Source organism: Aerosakkonema sp. BLCC-F183, assembly GCF_041929145.1.
In the GTDB taxonomy this organism is placed as follows: Bacteria; Cyanobacteriota; Cyanobacteriia; order Cyanobacteriales; family Aerosakkonemataceae; genus Aerosakkonema.
On record NZ_JBHFNU010000021.1, the window covers coordinates 89,287 to 106,118 of the forward strand.

The following is a 16,832-nucleotide window of genomic DNA, read 5'->3' on the forward strand; positions in this document are numbered from 1 at the left end:
GAAATCAAAGAGCATGAAGCTGGCAGCAAGAGTTGAGAAAGTTCAGCCTTCCCTAACATTAGCGATCGCCGCCAAAGCGAAGGCGATGAAGGCAACGGGAATAGATGTGTGTAGTTTCAGCACTGGTGAACCGGATTTCGATACGCCAGAGCATATCAAAGCTGCTGCCAAGCAGGCTCTGGATGAAGGAAAGACCAAGTATGGCCCAGCCGCTGGGGAGCCGAAGTTGCGGGAAGCGATCGCTCACAAGCTGAAAACGGAAAATCATCTCCCTTACAGTGCGGATAACGTCATAGTCACCAATGGCGGTAAGCATTCTCTGTTCAACCTCATCCTGGCGCTGATCGACCCTGGCGAAGAGGTAATTATTCCCGCGCCGTATTGGTTGAGTTATCCGGAAATGGTGAGATTGGCAAGTGGCGAGCCGATCATCGTAGCTACGGATGAGAAAAATAACTACAAAATTACGCCGGAACAACTGCGGCAGGCGATAACCCCGAAAACGCGCCTATTTATCCTCAATTCGCCTTCTAATCCCACAGGTGTGGTGTATACGCCAGATGAAATTAAGGCGCTGGCGGAAGTGGTGGTGGAAAAAGATATCTGGGTTGTTTCTGACGAAATTTACGAGAAAATTATTTACGATGGAGCCGAACACCTCAGCATCGGTGCAGTTAGTCCGCAGGCGTTCGATCGCACCCTGATCAGCAACGGATTCGCCAAAGGTTATTCCATGACCGGTTGGCGGATCGGTTATTTAGCTGGCCCAGTTGAGATCATTAAAGCAGCCAGTACCATCCAAGGTCACAGTACCTCGAATGTTTGTACCTTTGCACAATACGGTGCGATCGCAGCTTTGACAAGTCCGCAAGATTGTGTAGAAGAAATGCGCCAAGCATTTGCCAAGCGGCGTCAGGTGATGTTGGAACGCCTTCGCGCTATCCCAGGTTTGAGTTGTCCCACACCCGATGGTGCTTTTTACTTGTTTATTAATATCAGTAAAACAGGCTTGACTTCTCTGGAATTTTGTGATGCGCTCCTAGAAACTCAGCAAGTTGCTGCGATTCCGGGTATTGCATTTGGCGCAGATGATTGTATTCGCCTGTCTTACGCTACCGACATGAGTACGATCGAAAAAGGCATGGAACGGTTGGATAAATTTGTGCGATCGCGAATTTAACATTTTGCCACCGTAGATGTAAGCGCAGTTTTCCTAAAGAGTACGCAGATGAACGCAGATAAATTTGTGTTCATCTGTTTTTCTTTATAGCTAGGGTCTAGAGTAATAAGAGCCTTTACACCTATTTAATATTAATATGTAGAAGTGGTGTATTTGGAATAAAACTTAATGGCGAAGCTACCAGAAGAAACTAAAGCAACGATATTAAATTTGTTGGGACAATTAGCTGAATTGATTGATGAAGCATCAGCAACAGAATTAATAATTGTTGAACAGTTTGGGGAAACAGAGACAAGTATTCCCATACTGGAACAATTACAAGATGCCAGAGAAAGGTTAAGAAATCCATACAACCGTCTATGTACGCTTTTCTTAAACATTTCAGAATCTCAGCCCAATGCTTCTGCGCCTGTGCTAAATTTACTGTATCAGACCATAGAGCAAGCCCAAGCTAACGCTGATGCTGTAACTGCAACAATTCAAGAATCTAAAAGAGACATTGACTTATTATGAATCAACCCAAAAAAATCCTAGATCCAGAAAAAGCAAAGCGCACAGTAGAAAGATTGCGCGAAGCTAATCGCCAGCTTGAAATTTTGGATTTGAAATTGGAAGAATTAAACGCGATGGTGGAAGCAGATTTGCGTCGCCAACGGTTAGAACGACTTGAGAGAAGAAAGAAGCTAGCAGTAGTTTCAGAAATCAAAGAGTGATAGTATGGGTGGGAATTGAAAGAGGGTGATCGCACTCGCGCCCTCTTCCCAATCAATTTACTATATCCCAGTCAAATTCGCTGATAAATTCGTGGCAGTAGCTATTTGCAATTACTATGAACCAGCCCAAAAAAATACCAGATCCAGAAAAATTCAAGCGCATTCACGAACGCTTTCAGGAAAATATCTACCAACTGGATATATTGAATTTGAAGTTGGAACAATTAAACGCGATGATGGAATTAGAATTGTTTCAACAAAGGTTAGAACGCCTTGAGAGAAGGAAGAAGCTACGAATGGCTTCAGAAAGCGAAGATAAACTTACTATGAGTCAGCCCAAAAGAATACCAGATCCAGAAAAATTCAAGCGCACCCACGAAGGCTTTCAAGAAACTATCCGCCTGCTTGATATTTGGAATTTGAAATTGGAACAATTAAACGCGATGATGGATATAGAATTGGGTCAACAACGCTTAGAAAGAATTGAGAGAAAAAAGAAGCTACTAATGACTTCAGAGAACCAAGAGCGATCGCACGAATAAAATATGAAAAAATGCGATCGCTCTTTGTACGTAGTTGGGCTTCAGCCCTCTTAGAAAACCTGGTATAACAGGCGTCAAGCCCAACTACATACCTGTCTATAACACCCGCTAAGGAATCAATTCCTTAGATAATAGCGAAAGTGGCTTAAAACAAACTCAAATTCTTCAGTCCACTTCAGTGGACTTGTGCTATTAGACTGCGATTTGAATCGCAGGCGGGCTATAAGCGTGCGACGATAAAGCTACCCATACCAAAACATTAATAAAATCGATATTTTCAGGGCAACCTCAACCATAAATCGCTACAATCGAGGATAAGTGTAACTCCAGGGTGCAGCTGATGTTCAAAAAGATTTGGCGCTGGCTGAAGAAATTGTGGCAGCAGTTGTTTTCGCGGTCACGCATCCGTAGGGACGATACACCAGCTACCGCCAACGCAGGTGAGAAGAAAACACCTCGGCGCAGCGATGCAGAATATGAAAGTTTGTTTTTGCAACTGCTGGATAGGGTGGGAGAAGGCGCGAGTCGGGATAATATTAAAGGTTTTTTGATTACCAAACTGATTGATGAAGATGAGTTGGTGGCGTGGTTGCGTCGCTTTGGCAGCAACTTGTTGGAATCACCGGAAAACCATCGGGAATTAGGGCGGCTGATGGTGCAATTGGGTAAGGTTGCTGGTGGGGAATTGGGAGATGTGGCGGGAGAAATTGGCAGGGAATTGTTGGGAAATTCAGAAACCCGGTTTCTTGGAGAAACCGGGTTTCTAAACACATCTGTTATCCCAACTGTTGATAATCAAAGTGCTGATACAACAAATTCGGTTTCTGATGATATTCCAGTAGATGGGGAAGCCGAAGAATGGTTTAACCGAGGCGTTGATGAATATGAAGCTGGTAATATTCAGGCGGCACTTGGTTGCTTTCAACGGGCGATCGAGATTTCCCCTAACGACCACTATGCCTGGAATGGTTTGGGCAATGCGCTGAAAAACTTAGGGCAGTACCAACAAGCGATCGAAGCTTATCAAAAAGCGATCGAGATTTCCCCTAACTTCCACGATGCCTGGAATGGTTTGGGCGCTACGCTGAGAGACTTAGGGCAGTACCAAGAAGCGATCGAAGCCTTTCAAAAAGCGATCGAGATTTCCCCTAACTTCCACGTTGCCTGGAATGGTTTGGGCAATGCGCTGAGTGACTTAGGGCAGTACCAAGAAGCGATCGAAGCTTATCAAAAAGCGATCGACATTTCCCCTAACTACCACGTTGCCTGGAATGGTTTGGGCAATGCGCTGAGTGAATTAGGGCAGTACCAACAAGCGATCGAAGCCTACAACCGCGCTATAGAAATAAGCCACAATCAATCATGGGCAGCTTGGGCAAATCGAGGTTTAGTAATCAATAACTTACACGGCTATCAAGCAGCATTGCAAAACTGGGATGAAGGGTTGCGATCTCTCGAACCAGAGACACGCGACTATCAAGAAGGTTGCGCTGTCTTACATCAGTGTAAAGGCGATGCCCACTATCTTTATGGAAAACAACAACCAAATCCCCACCCCTACTGGCGCGAATCAAGAAACAGTTATATCACCGCCCTAAAAACACTTTCCGGTTCCCAAACTTCCATCTTAGGAGAAGTTCTGCGCGAACAAGTTAGCCCCCGTTTCCAGTTACAATATCTAGAAATATTGCAAAAGTTAGCCAAAGTCTGTAACGCCCTCCACTACCAAGATGATTTTCAGCTATGTTTGGATATTGGCGATACGATGCTGGAAAATTTGCTACGGCAAACTGATTCACAAGAATGGATAATCCAGTTAGCCAAAAAGTTCGCCACATTCAGTCAATTGCGAGTAGTGCTGTTAGCGCAGTCATCGCAACCAGAAAAGCAGATAGAAGCACTTTTTTTAGCGGAGAAACGCAAAAATCTCTGCTTGCGTTGGATGCGGGATAACCGTTATGCAGAAGCGTTTGATGAAACGCCCGTACAATATGCCGATATTCGACAACTGCTGAATTCCCAAACTTGCGCGGTTTACTGGCACTACAGCCCTGCTGCGATCACTACTTTTATTACCCAGCATGACGGCATACAGGTTATCTCTCCTCAAAATAGCCCAGATAAACCCGCCGTTGCTGACATTCAAATCCAAAACTTTGAAGATTGGCTGAAAGATTGGAAAGAAGACTATAAAACCAACCGCGAAAAAGCCAAGAAAGAAAAAGGCAAAGAACGTTGGCGCGATGAAATGGAAAATCGGCTGATGGAGTTGGGTAAGATTCTGGATATTGAGACAATCATCAATAAGATAGCTGATGATGTGACGCAATTAATCTTAATTCCTCACCGCGATTTGCACTTGCTACCTCTCCATTATCTGTTTCCAGAAAAATTCACTATCACCTATCTACCTAGCGCTAAAGTTGGTATTCAGTTGCAACACTCATCACCTGACGGAAAAAAAGGCGTTTCCAGCCTCCCATTTCAATGGGAATCATCAAAAAATGTTTCCGAATTTCCAACTCCCCCCGCTGATTCCGAAGCCAATCCAAAATCTAAAATCCAAAATCCAAAATCGCCTGATATCGGCGCACAACTGCTGAGTGTGGAACATCCTTCTGATTTTATGCCTTATGCGGCAGTTGAATCGGCTAAAATTGCGGAACTTTTCCCCCATCATCGTCGCTACACTACAGATGCGACTAAAGATAAAGTGATGGAACTGCTGCGTACATCGGCGGATATCTTCCACTTTACCGGTCACGCCTACCACAATCTCGATAGACCGATTGAGTCGGCTTTGTTATTGGCGAACAAAACAAAACTGACTCTGCGCGATATCTTCGATTTGGATACGCCCAGTCACGCACTCGTTTGTCTTTCTGCTTGCGAGACGGGACTTACCGGTCAGGAAGGCTTGATTGATGAATTTGTCGGACTTGTCAGCGGTTTTCTGGCGAAGGGTGCAACTTATGTTATCAGCACTCTTTGGCGGGTGCAAGAAATCTCGACTGCTTTGCTGATGATTCGCTTTTACCAGTTACTAAACGAAAACGTTCCCCCCGCCGTCGCACTCAAACAAGCCCAAAACTGGCTTCGCACTGCGGAATATAGCACGGTTATCCCGTTGCTTCGCCAGTTTGCGGTCGAATGGGAGAACGATGCGTCCCTTTGCTGCGACATTCTGGAAGATAGTGCCACTCGCGCAGAAGAGAAGGCAGGTACAATGGGATTATGCGATCGGCCTTATGCCCATCCTTATTATTGGGCAGGATTTATCCTCTCTGGCAAGGTGCAGTTATGACTACCCTACAACCGCAAATCTCGTTCCCGGACGCCCTCACGCTGCAAATTCTTCTGCAAGCGCTTCACAAATTAGAAACGCCCTTATCATCGGAACTCATCGCCGATATCAATAAAATTGGTGAATCTTTAGCTAACAATCAATCTGTAACCCTTGCTATTAGAAGTTTAATCAAAAAAGACGATAAGTTGGAAGCTTGCTATCGGGAAGTACGCCAAGTTTTATACGAGGTCTTCGAGTTTGACGAACGCAACAAAGCAGGCGAACCGGAAGAAGACGAAACCGCTGCCGATGTAATTATACTGCAAAATAAACTGCCGCGCATTATCCAAATATTAATAGAGCCAAACGTCCAAGCCGCCATCGAAACGGAAGTTAAAGAAGAAGGCTTTGAAAGTATTCAAATAGTTATGATGCCATAAACCCATGAACCTATCACCGTACATCTACTACCCCAGTTTAGATCTGTTTCTCTATCACCTGAGAGATGGATTAGGAGAAAGTCAAGAGAAAATCAGGGAAAATCACTCCCAATTCTGGGCTAATTTGCCTCCGGAAATTCAAGTTGATTTTGAGACGGAAGCAAGGGCGGCTAATTCAGATACTATTAAATTATTGGAACTAACGCAGGGTAAAAAAACATATCCCCTCGCCAAAAGAGTGGCTATGGGCCACCAAATCGGCGGTTATTACTATCCCCTGCTTTTGAGCGATACTTATGGGTTATTGGTGGATTGTTGTATAGAAGAACAGCAACACTCAACCATCTTGGTGCGCTGTTTCCAATCACTCAAAGAAATCATCAACAATAAACATGGAGATTTGGGCAAAACTTGGATGATTTCGGGTTATCGAGATTCATCCTTTTCTCCAGAAGATATCGCCAAATCTGCCTATCACTCGTTCACAGGTAAAGATTGGCAATATGTGAGGACTGGGAAGTTTTTAGGCGCTGATGTTTTTGAGGTTTGGCAATCTCCTCAATCTCACTATTGGGAAAGTATTGAAAATGGTGATGGCGGCGATGAAGAAAAAAGTACTGTGTTCATCGTTATCTATCCGAATCAAGACACGATGGCTAAAGCCGCGCAGTTTTATGACTCTTGGCTGCATTTATTATGCCACCGTCATAAAATCTTCTGGGCTTATCGGGAATCGCGCCGCATCAGCGAAAGGCTGCACAATCAGCTTTCTTTGGTAAACGAGACAATTCAGCAAATCAATAAATCGCAACTCGATTTATATATGCTCAAGAAAAATATTGCATTTTTATCGAATTATGTCATTCAATTGGAACAATTGGAAATTTTGAATCAAGCGATCGAAGTAAATCGACAAAACTATAAAGCTTGGTTGAATCACATCATCAATAAAGCAAGTCAAGAAGGGGATACGAATCTGAAATTTCTGGAAGAATTCAATGTAATTACGAATCAATACCAGAAACAAATTCAGCAAGATTACGCCACTTTCCAAGCTAGTTTGGGAATTTTGTCAAGCTTGCGCGACACAATTCGCGGTATAATGGAAATCGAGCAAGCGCAGAGCGATCGCCGCATCGAAACGCAAACTCGCAACTTCCAAAATGGCGTCTCTGTCGTGGGTGTAGGCGTAGGAGTTGCATCGGTGACAGCATCAGCAGTTTCTCCTTTTGTAGAAGCTATCACCAAACAGCGATCGGAAAAAATAGAGAACGGCAAAGATATTTTCATCCCCAGCAATGCGCTGTTAAACTTTAGCGTCAGTTTGATTATCAGTCTGATGCTGGGATTGCTAGCTAGCTTAATAGTTGCAACTGCGTTAGGAATGTTGCGATCGCACGATCCTCCTTCATGATAAACAGCGACAACATCAAAACCGAACAGATTTGGCACGATCTAGATGAAATATTGGCAGATTTAAATGTAAAAAATCTAGCCAAACAACATCTAGAATCATGCAATTTTAAACTGCGCGGTTACTGGGATAGCAAAAATGAGTACTATGAAGAGATTATTTTTGTTAGTCCCATACTTGCGAAGTTATCAAGTAGTTCCATTGGTACAACATACACGGAAAATAGCAGTTCTCGCTGGGTGAAGTTGAGGTTTTTGCTTAAAATTGATAGTTCTGCTGATGGAGACAATGGAGTTAGCGATGATGAGGATGATGAAATAGGCGATTTAATTCTCGTCTTGGATGAGAATTTGCAAATCGTTGATCAAAATTGGATTATAGATGTCGAATCTCCTTTCGTTATCGCCAAACAGAAGACAGATTTACAGCACTTCGATATTGAGTGATATCATGTCCGGTAGCATCCGTTGCATAAAAAAATCCGTTATTATCTGCGTTCATCTGCGTTTATCTGTCTTCATCTGCGTTCAAAATTTAACCCCGGATTCCCACAGATAATCTTTCGTATCAGTCTTACAGTACCGATTTTACCGGACACGAGGTACACATAAACCCGCCATACTTCACGCAACTGAAATCGGCTATATTTTTTACCGCAGATAAATGCAGATAAACGCAGATGAACGCAGATTAAAGCTGTGTCACAAGCGATCGCAATTTGCTGTAAAACACATCTCACACCCCATCCTAAGCGATCGCACCCGCAAATCTCTCTCTTCCTTCGCGCCCTTTGCGTCTTCGCGGTTTGTAAAATAGAAATAACGAGTTCAGCTAAATTCCCATCTCTCACTCAGAAATTGACCTCACAGTCAACGAAACTACCGACTTCCTCGCAGACAACCAAATCGATCGCCTCGATCGTTGGTTAACCAACAAACTACCAGATTTTTCCCGTTCCCGCATCCAAAAACTGATCGAACAAGGGTGGGTGCAAATTAACGGGAAAATTTGCGCCTTCAAAAACACCAAAGTCAAAACAGGCGATCGCATCCACGTTACCATTCCCAACGCGGAAGTTACCCAAGTCCAACCCGAAGAAATTCCCCTCGATATTCTCTACGAAGACGACAACTTGCTGATTGTCAACAAACCTGCCGGTTTAGTCGTACATCCCGCCGCCGGACACCAAGCGGGTACGCTTGTCAATGCTCTTTTGGCACATTGTCCTCTCGCGGAAATTGGCGGTGTCCACCGTCCCGGTATTGTACATCGATTGGACAAAGATACCACCGGGGCGATCGCGATCGCCAAAACCGACTTGGCTTACCAACACCTGCAAGCGCAACTCAAAGCGAAAACCGCCCGCCGGGAATATCTGGGTGTGGTTTACGGTGTCCCCAAAACGGAAAGCGGGACGATCTCACAACCCGTGGGTCGCCATCCGGTAGACCGAAAAAAAATGGCCGTTGTCCCGGAAGAAAAAGGCGGGCGTCCCGCCGTGACCCACTGGCGAGTACAAGAACGCCTCGGTAATTACACCCTGATCCACTTCCAGCTAGAAACCGGTCGCACCCATCAAATTCGCGTCCACAGCACTCACATGGGTCATCCGATCGTGGGCGACCCGGTTTACGGTTCCGGACGGGATGTGGGGGTCAATTTGCCCGGTCAGGCGCTTCATGCTTGGCGACTTTCTTTGCAAAATCCTATCTCCGGACAGACGATCCAAGCGATCGCGCCCCTACCGCAACACTTTGTCACTCTTCTGGAAGTGTTAAGGCGACGGGGGGCCATTCCTCATCCTATGTAGTTTACATATCTTTACTTATTTAAAGTTTACATTTTTACACAAAAATCGTTGGCGTATCGGACTCCAACTCAGCCTAAATCATCGATATTACGGTAGTTACAGCAATTATAAAGAAAGTATAAAACTCGACTGAAATAAATCGATAAGTATAAATACATGAACTAATGTAACGAAAAACCAGGCTATCCAGAGTTCAGAAGCAAGCCATATAAAGGATTTGATGCTTTTGTTCTAACTCAGTGAACTAACTTAACAATTTGTAATAAATAAAGCTCGAATGGCAGTGTATAAACATAACCTGTAGGGATTAGCAGACAGGCAAAAGTCAGACAAAGCACTGATGAAGAAACTTTTAGCCTTTCTCATAAAAGGTTGAAAATTTCTCAGAAATATCCTCTATCCTTATAAAAGGTTCCCAAAAGGAAACAAGCGGTAGGGGAAGTAACCAGAAAAGGTGCATTTGCTCGCCGTCTGTGAAAACCCCCGCCAAGCTGGTTCAGATGCCTGAATTGGCTTAACCGAGATACCAGTTTTTAATCCAAAACGCTCTCAACCAAACAAATTTAGGAGATTGAGCTCATGTTAGACGCATTCGCCAAGGTTGTTTCTCAGGCAGATGCCAAAGGTGAATTCCTCAGCAGCGCCCAACTGGATGCCCTCGGCAACTTAGTTCGCGATGGAAACAAGCGCTTGGATGTTGTTAACCGCATCACCAGCAATGCTTCCGATATCGTTAGCAGCGCCGCTCGCGCACTGTTTGAAGAACAGCCTCAGCTGATCGCTCCTGGTGGCAATGCTTACACCAACCGTCGTATGGCAGCTTGCTTGCGCGACATGGAAATCATCTTGCGTTATGTTACCTACGCGATCCTGGCCGGCGACTCCAGCGTGTTGGATGACCGCTGCTTGAACGGTCTGCGCGAAACATACCAAGCTCTGGGTACCCCCGGTTCTTCCGTAGCAGTTGGCGTAGGCAAAATGAAGGACGCTGCTATTGCGATCGCTAACGATCCTCAAGGCATCACCCAAGGCGATTGCAGCTCCTTGATTTCTGAAGTGGCCAGCTACTTCGATCGCGCTGCCGCTGCTGTTGCTTAATTAAAGCGTTAAAAGCTGTGGCAGGAATAGTATCCTACACAAGCACTACAGTAGACGCGATTTACCCAAGTTAGTTAGCAAACTTTGCAAAGAATACCGGAGATACCAAGAACATGAAGACCCCAATTACCGAAGCGATCGCAGCAGCTGATACCCAAGGCCGTTTTCTGAGCAACACCGAACTGCAAGCTGTTCGCGGTCGGTTGGAACGCGCTGGCGCTAGCATGGAAGCTGCTCGCGCTCTGACCAACAACGCGCAAAAGTTGATTGACGGTGCAGCTAACGCGGTGTACCAAAAGTACCCCTACACCACCCAACTGCAAGGTTCTCAGTATGCCTCCACTTCTACAGGCAAATCCAAGTGCGCTCGTGACATCGGATACTACCTACGCATTATTACCTATAGCTTGGTTGCCGGTGGTACTGGCCCATTGGATGAATTCCTGATTGCTGGTTTGAGCGAAATCAACAGTGCTTTCGATCTGTCTCCCAGCTGGTACGTAGAAGCCCTCAAATACATCAAAGGCAATCACGGTCTGAGCGGCCAAGCTGCTAACGAAGCTAACACCTACATCGACTACGCGATCAATGCCCTGAGCTAATCGATCGCTATGGCCCGGAGGGGTATGCAGGTGCTGGTTGTGGAACTAGCAGTTGCTTATTTCTCCGGGCATTGTTTTATCTACTCAGTCATCAGTCATCAGTCATTGGTAATTTTTCGTTGTTCATTTCTCTCTTCTCGATACGGCGAAGCATAAATAGAAAGCGATCGAAAAGGCAAATGACAAATGACAACTGACAAATGAGATCTGACAACTGACAAATGACAAAAAAGTTTGTTGGGAGAAAGAAAAGTGGCAATAACAGCAGCAGCATCCCGCTTGGGAACCTCAGCTTTTAGCAATGCAGCTAAGGTTGAACTACGCCCTTATGCAAGCAAAGAAGATATCGACAATGTGATTCGTGCCGTGTACCGTCAGGTTCTCGGCAATGACTATTTAATGGCGTCAGAACGCCTGATCGGAGCCGAATCGCTTTTGAGAGATGGCAATCTGACAGTCAAAGAGTTTGTACGCGCCGTAGCTAAATCGGAGCTATACAAAACCAAGTTTTTCTACAACAATTTCCAAACCCGGTTGATTGAACTCAACTATAAACATCTGTTGGGACGCGCTCCCTATGATGAATCAGAGGTAGCTTATCACCTCGATTTGTATCAAAACAAAGGTTACGACGCTGAAATAGACTCCTACATCGATTCTTTGGAGTATCAAAGTAACTTCGGCGACAATATTGTCCCCTACTATTGCGGCTTTACCTATCAAGCAGGACAAAGAACGGTAGGTTTCACCCGCCTGTTCAGGCTGTACCGGGGTTACGCTAACAGCGATCGTTCCCAAGTGGAAGGCAGCATCTCGCACCTCGCTCGCGAATTAGCGCAAAACAGCGCTTCCTCGATCGTTAAACCTTCCGGTAGCGATGAAAGCTGGTCTTACTACCGCGCATCTAGCGATGTAGCTCCCCGTAACTGTTTGGGTGGTTCTTACGGCGAAAGTGGCCGCGTCTATCGCCTCGAAGTCGCTGGTATTCGTCAGCCAGGATATCCCGGAGTGCGTCGCAGCAGCACTGCTTTCTTAGTTCCATACGAGAATCTGTCCAACAAGATGCAGCAAATTCTCAAAGCAGGCGGCAAAATCGTCAGCGTCACCCCAGCTTAATAATTTTAGATTTCAGATTTTGGAACTCAGATTTAATCCAAAATCGAAAATCCAAATAACAGGAGGTAAAAACAATGCTTGGTCAAACCGCGATCGGTAGCGCTGGAAACACGCCTTCTGGTAGCCGTGTTTTTCGTTATGAAGTTGTTGGCTTACGCCAAAACGAAGAAAACGACAAAAATAACTACGCCATCCGCCGCAGCGGCAGCGTGTTTATTACGGTGCCTTACAGCCGGATGAACGAAGAAATGCGGCGAATTACTCGATTGGGCGGCAAAATCGTCAGCATTCAATCTTTGAGCGCCGAAGAAGCTGCCGCAGCCCAATAAAAGCAGAAACATAAGCGGCAAGAGAAGTCGATCGCAATAGCGACAAACCCTTACACACCAGATCCATGCAGGAGTTCAATCCTGAGACCTCTGGCGAAATGCAAAATGCTCCCCCCTTAACGGAAGCGCAAGCGATCGCCAATCTTACCCACCCAGACTTGAGTCTTCGCTACTATGCTGCTTGGTGGCTGGGAAAATTCCAGATTCGCACCGAATCAGCTGTAACTGCCCTGATTGCAGCACTAGAAGACGAAGCTGACCGCACAGAGTTAGGCGGCTATCCCCTACGGCGCAATGCAGCGCGGGCGTTGGGAAAAATAGGAGATCTGAGGGCTGTACCTGGTTTGCTCCGGTGTTTGGACTGCACTGACTTCTATGTGAGAGAAGCGGCTGCACAGTCGCTGGGTATGCTGGGCGACCCGGTAAGTATTCCAGCGCTGATGCAGCTGCTCAACGGTGGTTTGTCAGCTGCTGTGCAGGTACCCGGACAACCCCACCTAGCACAACCCTACGAAGCGGTGATGGAAGCTTTGGGATCTCTCCAAGCAAGAGAAGCAATTGCCCAAATCGAACCCTTCCTAGAACACCCAGTAGAGCGAGTGCAGTACTCCGCCGCTAGAGCTATGTACCAACTAACCGAAGATTCTGCATACGGAGAACGCCTTGTGCAAGCTTTGGCTGGCAAAGATATTCAATTGCGCCGGATAGCTTTGTCTGACCTGGGCGCTATTGGCTATTTACCAGCAGCTGACGCAATTGCCTCCTCAGCAGCAGAAAACAGCTTTAAGCTGATCGCCCTCAAAGGTTTACTAGAACATCAACTTAGCCCAGACAAACCGGACACGCTCAACGATGCCGCCATCAAAGTTATGCACCTGATGGACACTCTCTTGTAAACAGGGAATGGGAAACAGGGATGGAAAATTGGGAAACTGGAATCGGAAATGAAACAGAGCAACCGGAAAACCGGAAAGTAGGAAATCGGGACAATTTTTCTACTCAAAACTCAAAACTCACAACTCAAAACTCCTCCACTCCTCAATCCCTTATTCAAGCTGTTGAAGAAGCGGATAACCCCGGACGGCTGATAGCCGCAGTACGCGCCCTCGCAGATGCGCGTTTAGAAGCAGGAATTCCCACTTTAATAGCCGCTTTGGGTTACAACAACCCAGGTGCAGCACTAGCAGCAGTGGCAGGGTTGATCCAAATGGGAGCATCAGCCGTACCCCCTTTGCTGGAAAAATTGGATGGGTACAACTACGGCGCGAGGGCTTATGGCATCCGCGCCTTAGCTGCGATCGCAGATACCCGTGCCCTGGAAATCTTGCATCAAGCAGCTCTGAGCGACTTTGCCCCCAGCGTTCGCCGTGCCGCTGCCAAAGGATTGGGTACCCTTCATTGGCAGCAGCTCGATCCCGACCTGATTCAAGCCGCCCAAGAAAAATCTTTTCAAGTGCTTCGACAAGTCTCTCAAGACCCCGACTGGTCGATCCGCTATGCAGCCGTTGTCGGTTTGCAATCCCTGGCTCAAGAGTCCGGCTTCCAAGAGCAAATCCAAACCCATTTCCAGCAAATGCTCGAATCGGAAAGCGATCGAGCAGTTCGTGCTAGGGTGCGATTAGCAACTGTCAGCAGTTAGCCATAAAACTAACTAACAACTGACAACTGTCACTGATAACTAACAAATTAGCTATCGACAATCAACCATCAACTACCTAAAAATGGCAATCCCACTTCTAGAAATTACACCAACTACGCAAAATCAGCGCGTACCAGGCTACGAAGTTCCTGACGAAGACGACCCCAATCTTTATCGTTTGAATCCTAATTCGTCTGAGTCCGATGTTAATGAAATAATCTGGGCAGCTTATCGCCAAATTTTCAGCGAACAGTTGATCCTCAAAAGCCACCGCCAACTCTCCTTAGAATCATTATTGCGGAATCGATCGATATCCGTCAGAGAGTTTATTCGCGGACTCGGCAAATCCGACGTTTATCGGAGTATGGTGGCTGACACAAACTCTAATTACCGCTTGGTTGACATCACATTCAAGCGCTTTTTGGGACGCGCCAGCTACAACAAAGACGAACAAATCTCCTGGTCAATTGTCATAGCAACCAAGGGATTGCACGGCTTTATTGACGCTATTGTTGATAGCGAAGAATATCTGCAAAACTTTGGCGATGACCTCGTACCTTATCAACGCCGTCGCTTCAACGAACGCCCGTTCAATTTAGTAAATCCCCGCTATAGCGACTTTTGGCGCACTCGTTTGATTCAGCTTGAAGGCCGCAGCTACTATCAAGTCAAGCTTTACGGTACAGGCGAACCAGACAAACAAGTTGCTCGCCGAGCAATTCCCAGTAACTTTTTGGAAATGGCTCGCAATATTGTTACCCCTCAAGTCAATTATCAGCGATACAAAGACCGGGCAATCAATCAAACCAGAAGATCTGAAATTCCGGATATGACTCGCCAAGGTACCACCGTTAAACCAGCAGTGAGTCGCACCGAAGTTGCCCTTCCCTATCGCTACATACCCTCCGATCCTAAAGTGTAGCTTCTTAGTTCATCGTTTGTCGTTCATCGTTTATTCTCGCTCGCTATAAACAATGAACCACTAATTGCCAACCGAAAAACAACTGAGAACTAACCCTAACAAATAACAAAAAGCCTCATGTCAATACCTTTGCTAGCATACAAACCCTCCTCGCAAAATCAGCGAGTATCGGGTTACGAAGTTGGGAATGAAGACACGCCGAGAATTTATCGCATTGAAGATTGCATCGACGATGCCGATGTTCAAGAATTAATTTGGGCAGCTTATCGCCAAATTTTCAGCGAACACGAAATCCTCAAATCTTTTCGCCAGATTACTTTAGAATCCCAACTGAAAAATCGGGCGATTACCGTGCGGGATTTTATCCGTGGCTTGGCTAAAACAGAAGCATTTTATCGTTTAGTTGTGGAGAAAAACTCCAACTATCGAGTTGTGGAAGTTTGTCTCAAACGTATCCTGGGTCGCGCCCCCTACAACAAAGACGAAGAAATTGCTTGGTCGATAAAAATCGCCACCGGTGGCATAGGCAGCTTTGTTGATGCCCTCATCGATAGCCAAGAATATCAAACCAACTTTAGCGATACGATCGTACCCTATCAACGTCGTCGCTACAAAGACCGCCCCTTTAATTTGGTAACTCCCAGTTACGGCAACTACTGGCGCGATAAACTAGAAGATGAGCGCTACAAGTGGGGCGATATCCGTAACTTCCTAGATTTGGCACGGTCTATTCAAATCAAACCGGTTAACCAAAATGTGAACGTTAGCACAGCTAACATCAAGATTCCCGACACAACACGCGATAACAAGCCTGATGGAGTTCTGGCTTCAATTAACAGCGTCGCCAGTTTTCCGCAGCGTCGGTAATTGGTAAACAGTAGTGGATAATGGGAAAGAAAACCAATCTGCGATCGCAATTACCTTTGTTGCCTAATTTACTAACCTCTCAACCACATTAGGAGAATTTTGCATGGCATTGCCGTTGCTTGCATACAAACCATCATCCCAAAACCAGCGTGTCAAAAGCTTCGGGTCATCTGACCTCAATGAAGATACGCCTTATATCTATCGCCTCGAAGATGCTGCTTCTCCATTCGATATCAAGCAGTTAGTTTGGGCAGCTTATCGTCAAGTCTTCAGCGAACACGAAATCCTCAAATTCAACCGTAACATTACCTTGGAAACTCGCTTCGCGAATCGTTCTCTGACGGTACGCGACTTCATCCGGGAATTGGCCAAAACCGAGGCATTTTATCGCTTGGTTGTTTCTGTCAACAATAACTATCGCTTGGTACAAATCTGTCTCAAGCGTTTATTAGGTCGCGATTCTTACAACAAAGACGAAGAAATCACTTGGTCAATTGTCATCGCTACCAAGGGCTTTAATGGCTTCGTGGATGCGCTAGTTGATAGTGATGAATACACCGCCGCTTTTGGTGACTTCACCATACCCTACCAACGCAAACGTATGGAAGGGCGTCCTTTCAACTTGGTAACTCCTCGCTACGGCGAAGACTTCCAAGAAACCGCTGGCACCGTCAAGACCGACTGGCGTTTTACGCTGGAAAAATTCTACAGTCGCAAGTTCCAAGAGCGGCAACTTCCCGAAGGCGACCCCCGCAAGTTCCGCGAATTGGCTGTTGCTGTCAGTGGGAAGCGCAATTACGCGCAACGCCTATCTGCGTTTGACATCGATTACCTCAACAAGGTGCCCAAGCGCCGTTAAGGTTCACTCTCAGTT

The 16,832-nt window shown here is 46.0% G+C and carries 19 protein-coding genes; 18 read left to right on the forward strand and 1 reads right to left on the reverse strand.

What is annotated here, in order from left to right; genetic code table 11:
- Window positions 1-13: 13 nt before the first annotated feature.
- From ACE1CD_RS05565 to ACE1CD_RS05600, 8 genes are all read left to right on the forward strand, one after another.
- Window positions 14-1,180 carry a pyridoxal phosphate-dependent aminotransferase gene (locus tag ACE1CD_RS05565; RefSeq protein WP_374798785.1) on the forward strand — a complete coding sequence of 389 codons (1,167 nt, stop codon included), beginning with the start codon at window positions 14-16 and terminating at the stop codon, window positions 1,178-1,180.
- A 168-nt stretch (window positions 1,181-1,348) separates the two neighbouring features.
- Window positions 1,349-1,693, forward strand: coding sequence for a hypothetical protein (locus ACE1CD_RS05570; protein WP_374798787.1), 345 nt, complete (start codon window positions 1,349-1,351; stop codon window positions 1,691-1,693).
- Window positions 1,690-1,893, forward strand: coding sequence for a hypothetical protein (locus ACE1CD_RS05575; protein WP_374798789.1), 204 nt, complete (start codon window positions 1,690-1,692; stop codon window positions 1,891-1,893). The genes ACE1CD_RS05570 and ACE1CD_RS05575 overlap by 4 nt, the downstream gene beginning before the upstream one ends.
- A gap of 116 nt (window positions 1,894-2,009) precedes the next feature.
- On the forward strand, window positions 2,010-2,435 hold the full coding sequence (locus ACE1CD_RS05580) for a hypothetical protein (protein WP_374798791.1): 426 nt from the start codon (window positions 2,010-2,012) through the stop codon (window positions 2,433-2,435).
- Between the two features lie 340 nt (window positions 2,436-2,775).
- Window positions 2,776-5,739 carry a CHAT domain-containing protein gene (locus ACE1CD_RS05585; protein WP_374822211.1) on the forward strand — a complete coding sequence of 988 codons (2,964 nt, stop codon included), beginning with the start codon at window positions 2,776-2,778 and terminating at the stop codon, window positions 5,737-5,739.
- Window positions 5,736-6,161 (forward strand): hypothetical protein, encoded by a 426-nt coding sequence (locus tag ACE1CD_RS05590; RefSeq protein WP_374798795.1) that lies wholly within the window; start codon window positions 5,736-5,738, stop codon window positions 6,159-6,161. Before ACE1CD_RS05585 ends, ACE1CD_RS05590 begins: the two co-directional genes overlap by 4 nt.
- A gap of 4 nt (window positions 6,162-6,165) precedes the next feature.
- Window positions 6,166-7,575, forward strand: a complete 1,410-nt coding sequence (locus ACE1CD_RS05595) for a hypothetical protein (protein ID WP_374822214.1) — start codon at window positions 6,166-6,168, stop codon at window positions 7,573-7,575.
- The gene (locus tag ACE1CD_RS05600) at window positions 7,572-8,021 is read left to right on the forward strand and encodes a hypothetical protein (protein ID WP_374822216.1); all 450 of its coding nucleotides are present in this window, start codon (window positions 7,572-7,574) and stop codon (window positions 8,019-8,021) included. Before ACE1CD_RS05595 ends, ACE1CD_RS05600 begins: the two co-directional genes overlap by 4 nt.
- A 71-nt stretch (window positions 8,022-8,092) precedes the next feature.
- Here the strand turns inward: ACE1CD_RS05600 and ACE1CD_RS05605 are convergent, their stop codons facing one another.
- Window positions 8,093-8,425 carry a hypothetical protein gene (locus ACE1CD_RS05605; RefSeq protein WP_374822219.1) on the reverse strand — a complete coding sequence of 111 codons (333 nt, stop codon included), beginning with the start codon at window positions 8,423-8,425 and terminating at the stop codon, window positions 8,093-8,095.
- Between the two features lie 6 nt (window positions 8,426-8,431).
- Between ACE1CD_RS05605 and ACE1CD_RS05610 the strand changes: the two genes are divergently transcribed.
- The 10 genes from ACE1CD_RS05610 to ACE1CD_RS05655 all read left to right on the forward strand — a co-directional run bounded on the left by ACE1CD_RS05610 (window position 8,432) and on the right by ACE1CD_RS05655 (window position 16,817).
- A complete protein-coding gene (locus ACE1CD_RS05610) occupies window positions 8,432-9,385 on the forward strand; it encodes an RluA family pseudouridine synthase (RefSeq protein WP_374822451.1) in 954 nt (317 codons plus the stop codon).
- Window positions 9,386-9,964: 579 nt separating this feature from the next.
- Window positions 9,965-10,483 carry a phycocyanin subunit beta gene (locus tag ACE1CD_RS05615; protein WP_374798803.1) on the forward strand — a complete coding sequence of 173 codons (519 nt, stop codon included), beginning with the start codon at window positions 9,965-9,967 and terminating at the stop codon, window positions 10,481-10,483.
- A gap of 113 nt (window positions 10,484-10,596) precedes the next feature.
- A complete protein-coding gene (gene cpcA, locus ACE1CD_RS05620; RefSeq protein ID WP_374798805.1) occupies window positions 10,597-11,085 on the forward strand; it encodes a phycocyanin subunit alpha in 489 nt (162 codons plus the stop codon).
- Between the two features lie 252 nt (window positions 11,086-11,337).
- The gene (locus ACE1CD_RS05625; RefSeq protein WP_374798807.1) at window positions 11,338-12,201 is read left to right on the forward strand and encodes a phycobilisome rod-core linker polypeptide; all 864 of its coding nucleotides are present in this window, start codon (window positions 11,338-11,340) and stop codon (window positions 12,199-12,201) included.
- Between the two features lie 74 nt (window positions 12,202-12,275).
- A complete protein-coding gene (locus ACE1CD_RS05630) occupies window positions 12,276-12,530 on the forward strand; it encodes a phycobilisome linker polypeptide (protein ID WP_374798809.1) in 255 nt (84 codons plus the stop codon).
- A 98-nt stretch (window positions 12,531-12,628) separates the two neighbouring features.
- On the forward strand, window positions 12,629-13,426 hold the full coding sequence (locus ACE1CD_RS05635) for a HEAT repeat domain-containing protein (protein ID WP_374798811.1): 798 nt from the start codon (window positions 12,629-12,631) through the stop codon (window positions 13,424-13,426).
- Window positions 13,427-13,446: 20 nt separating this feature from the next.
- A complete protein-coding gene (locus ACE1CD_RS05640; RefSeq protein WP_374798813.1) occupies window positions 13,447-14,169 on the forward strand; it encodes a HEAT repeat domain-containing protein in 723 nt (240 codons plus the stop codon).
- A gap of 82 nt (window positions 14,170-14,251) precedes the next feature.
- The gene (locus ACE1CD_RS05645) at window positions 14,252-15,091 is read left to right on the forward strand and encodes a phycobilisome rod-core linker polypeptide (protein ID WP_374798815.1); all 840 of its coding nucleotides are present in this window, start codon (window positions 14,252-14,254) and stop codon (window positions 15,089-15,091) included.
- Window positions 15,092-15,208: 117 nt separating this feature from the next.
- Window positions 15,209-15,958 carry a phycobilisome rod-core linker polypeptide gene (locus tag ACE1CD_RS05650; RefSeq protein WP_374798817.1) on the forward strand — a complete coding sequence of 250 codons (750 nt, stop codon included), beginning with the start codon at window positions 15,209-15,211 and terminating at the stop codon, window positions 15,956-15,958.
- 103 nt (window positions 15,959-16,061) lie between these two features.
- Window positions 16,062-16,817: a phycobilisome rod-core linker polypeptide gene (locus tag ACE1CD_RS05655; RefSeq protein WP_374798819.1), complete on the forward strand. Its 756-nt coding sequence runs from the start codon at window positions 16,062-16,064 to the stop codon at window positions 16,815-16,817.
- Window positions 16,818-16,832: the final 15 nt, after the last annotated feature.

Excerpts from the sequence above, each read along its gene's own strand:
- ACE1CD_RS05655 (WP_374798819.1), top strand. The coding sequence starts at position 16,062 with ATGGCATTGCCGTTGCTTGCATACAAACCATCATCCCAAAACCAGCGT.
- ACE1CD_RS05600 (WP_374822216.1), top strand. The coding sequence starts at position 7,572 with ATGATAAACAGCGACAACATCAAAACCGAACAGATTTGGCACGATCTA.
- ACE1CD_RS05585 (WP_374822211.1), top strand. The coding sequence starts at position 2,776 with ATGTTCAAAAAGATTTGGCGCTGGCTGAAGAAATTGTGGCAGCAGTTG.
- ACE1CD_RS05640 (WP_374798813.1), top strand. The coding sequence starts at position 13,447 with ATGGAAAATTGGGAAACTGGAATCGGAAATGAAACAGAGCAACCGGAA.
- ACE1CD_RS05645 (WP_374798815.1), top strand. The coding sequence starts at position 14,252 with ATGGCAATCCCACTTCTAGAAATTACACCAACTACGCAAAATCAGCGC.
- ACE1CD_RS05650 (WP_374798817.1), top strand. The coding sequence starts at position 15,209 with ATGTCAATACCTTTGCTAGCATACAAACCCTCCTCGCAAAATCAGCGA.
- ACE1CD_RS05580 (WP_374798791.1), top strand. The coding sequence starts at position 2,010 with ATGAACCAGCCCAAAAAAATACCAGATCCAGAAAAATTCAAGCGCATT.
- ACE1CD_RS05590 (WP_374798795.1), top strand. The coding sequence starts at position 5,736 with ATGACTACCCTACAACCGCAAATCTCGTTCCCGGACGCCCTCACGCTG.
- ACE1CD_RS05635 (WP_374798811.1), top strand. The coding sequence starts at position 12,629 with ATGCAAAATGCTCCCCCCTTAACGGAAGCGCAAGCGATCGCCAATCTT.
- ACE1CD_RS05615 (WP_374798803.1), top strand. The coding sequence starts at position 9,965 with ATGTTAGACGCATTCGCCAAGGTTGTTTCTCAGGCAGATGCCAAAGGT.
- ACE1CD_RS05595 (WP_374822214.1), top strand. The coding sequence starts at position 6,166 with ATGAACCTATCACCGTACATCTACTACCCCAGTTTAGATCTGTTTCTC.
- ACE1CD_RS05575 (WP_374798789.1), top strand. The coding sequence starts at position 1,690 with ATGAATCAACCCAAAAAAATCCTAGATCCAGAAAAAGCAAAGCGCACA.
- ACE1CD_RS05565 (WP_374798785.1), top strand. The coding sequence starts at position 14 with ATGAAGCTGGCAGCAAGAGTTGAGAAAGTTCAGCCTTCCCTAACATTA.
- ACE1CD_RS05570 (WP_374798787.1), top strand. The coding sequence starts at position 1,349 with ATGGCGAAGCTACCAGAAGAAACTAAAGCAACGATATTAAATTTGTTG.
- ACE1CD_RS05630 (WP_374798809.1), top strand. The coding sequence starts at position 12,276 with ATGCTTGGTCAAACCGCGATCGGTAGCGCTGGAAACACGCCTTCTGGT.
- cpcA (WP_374798805.1), top strand. The coding sequence starts at position 10,597 with ATGAAGACCCCAATTACCGAAGCGATCGCAGCAGCTGATACCCAAGGC.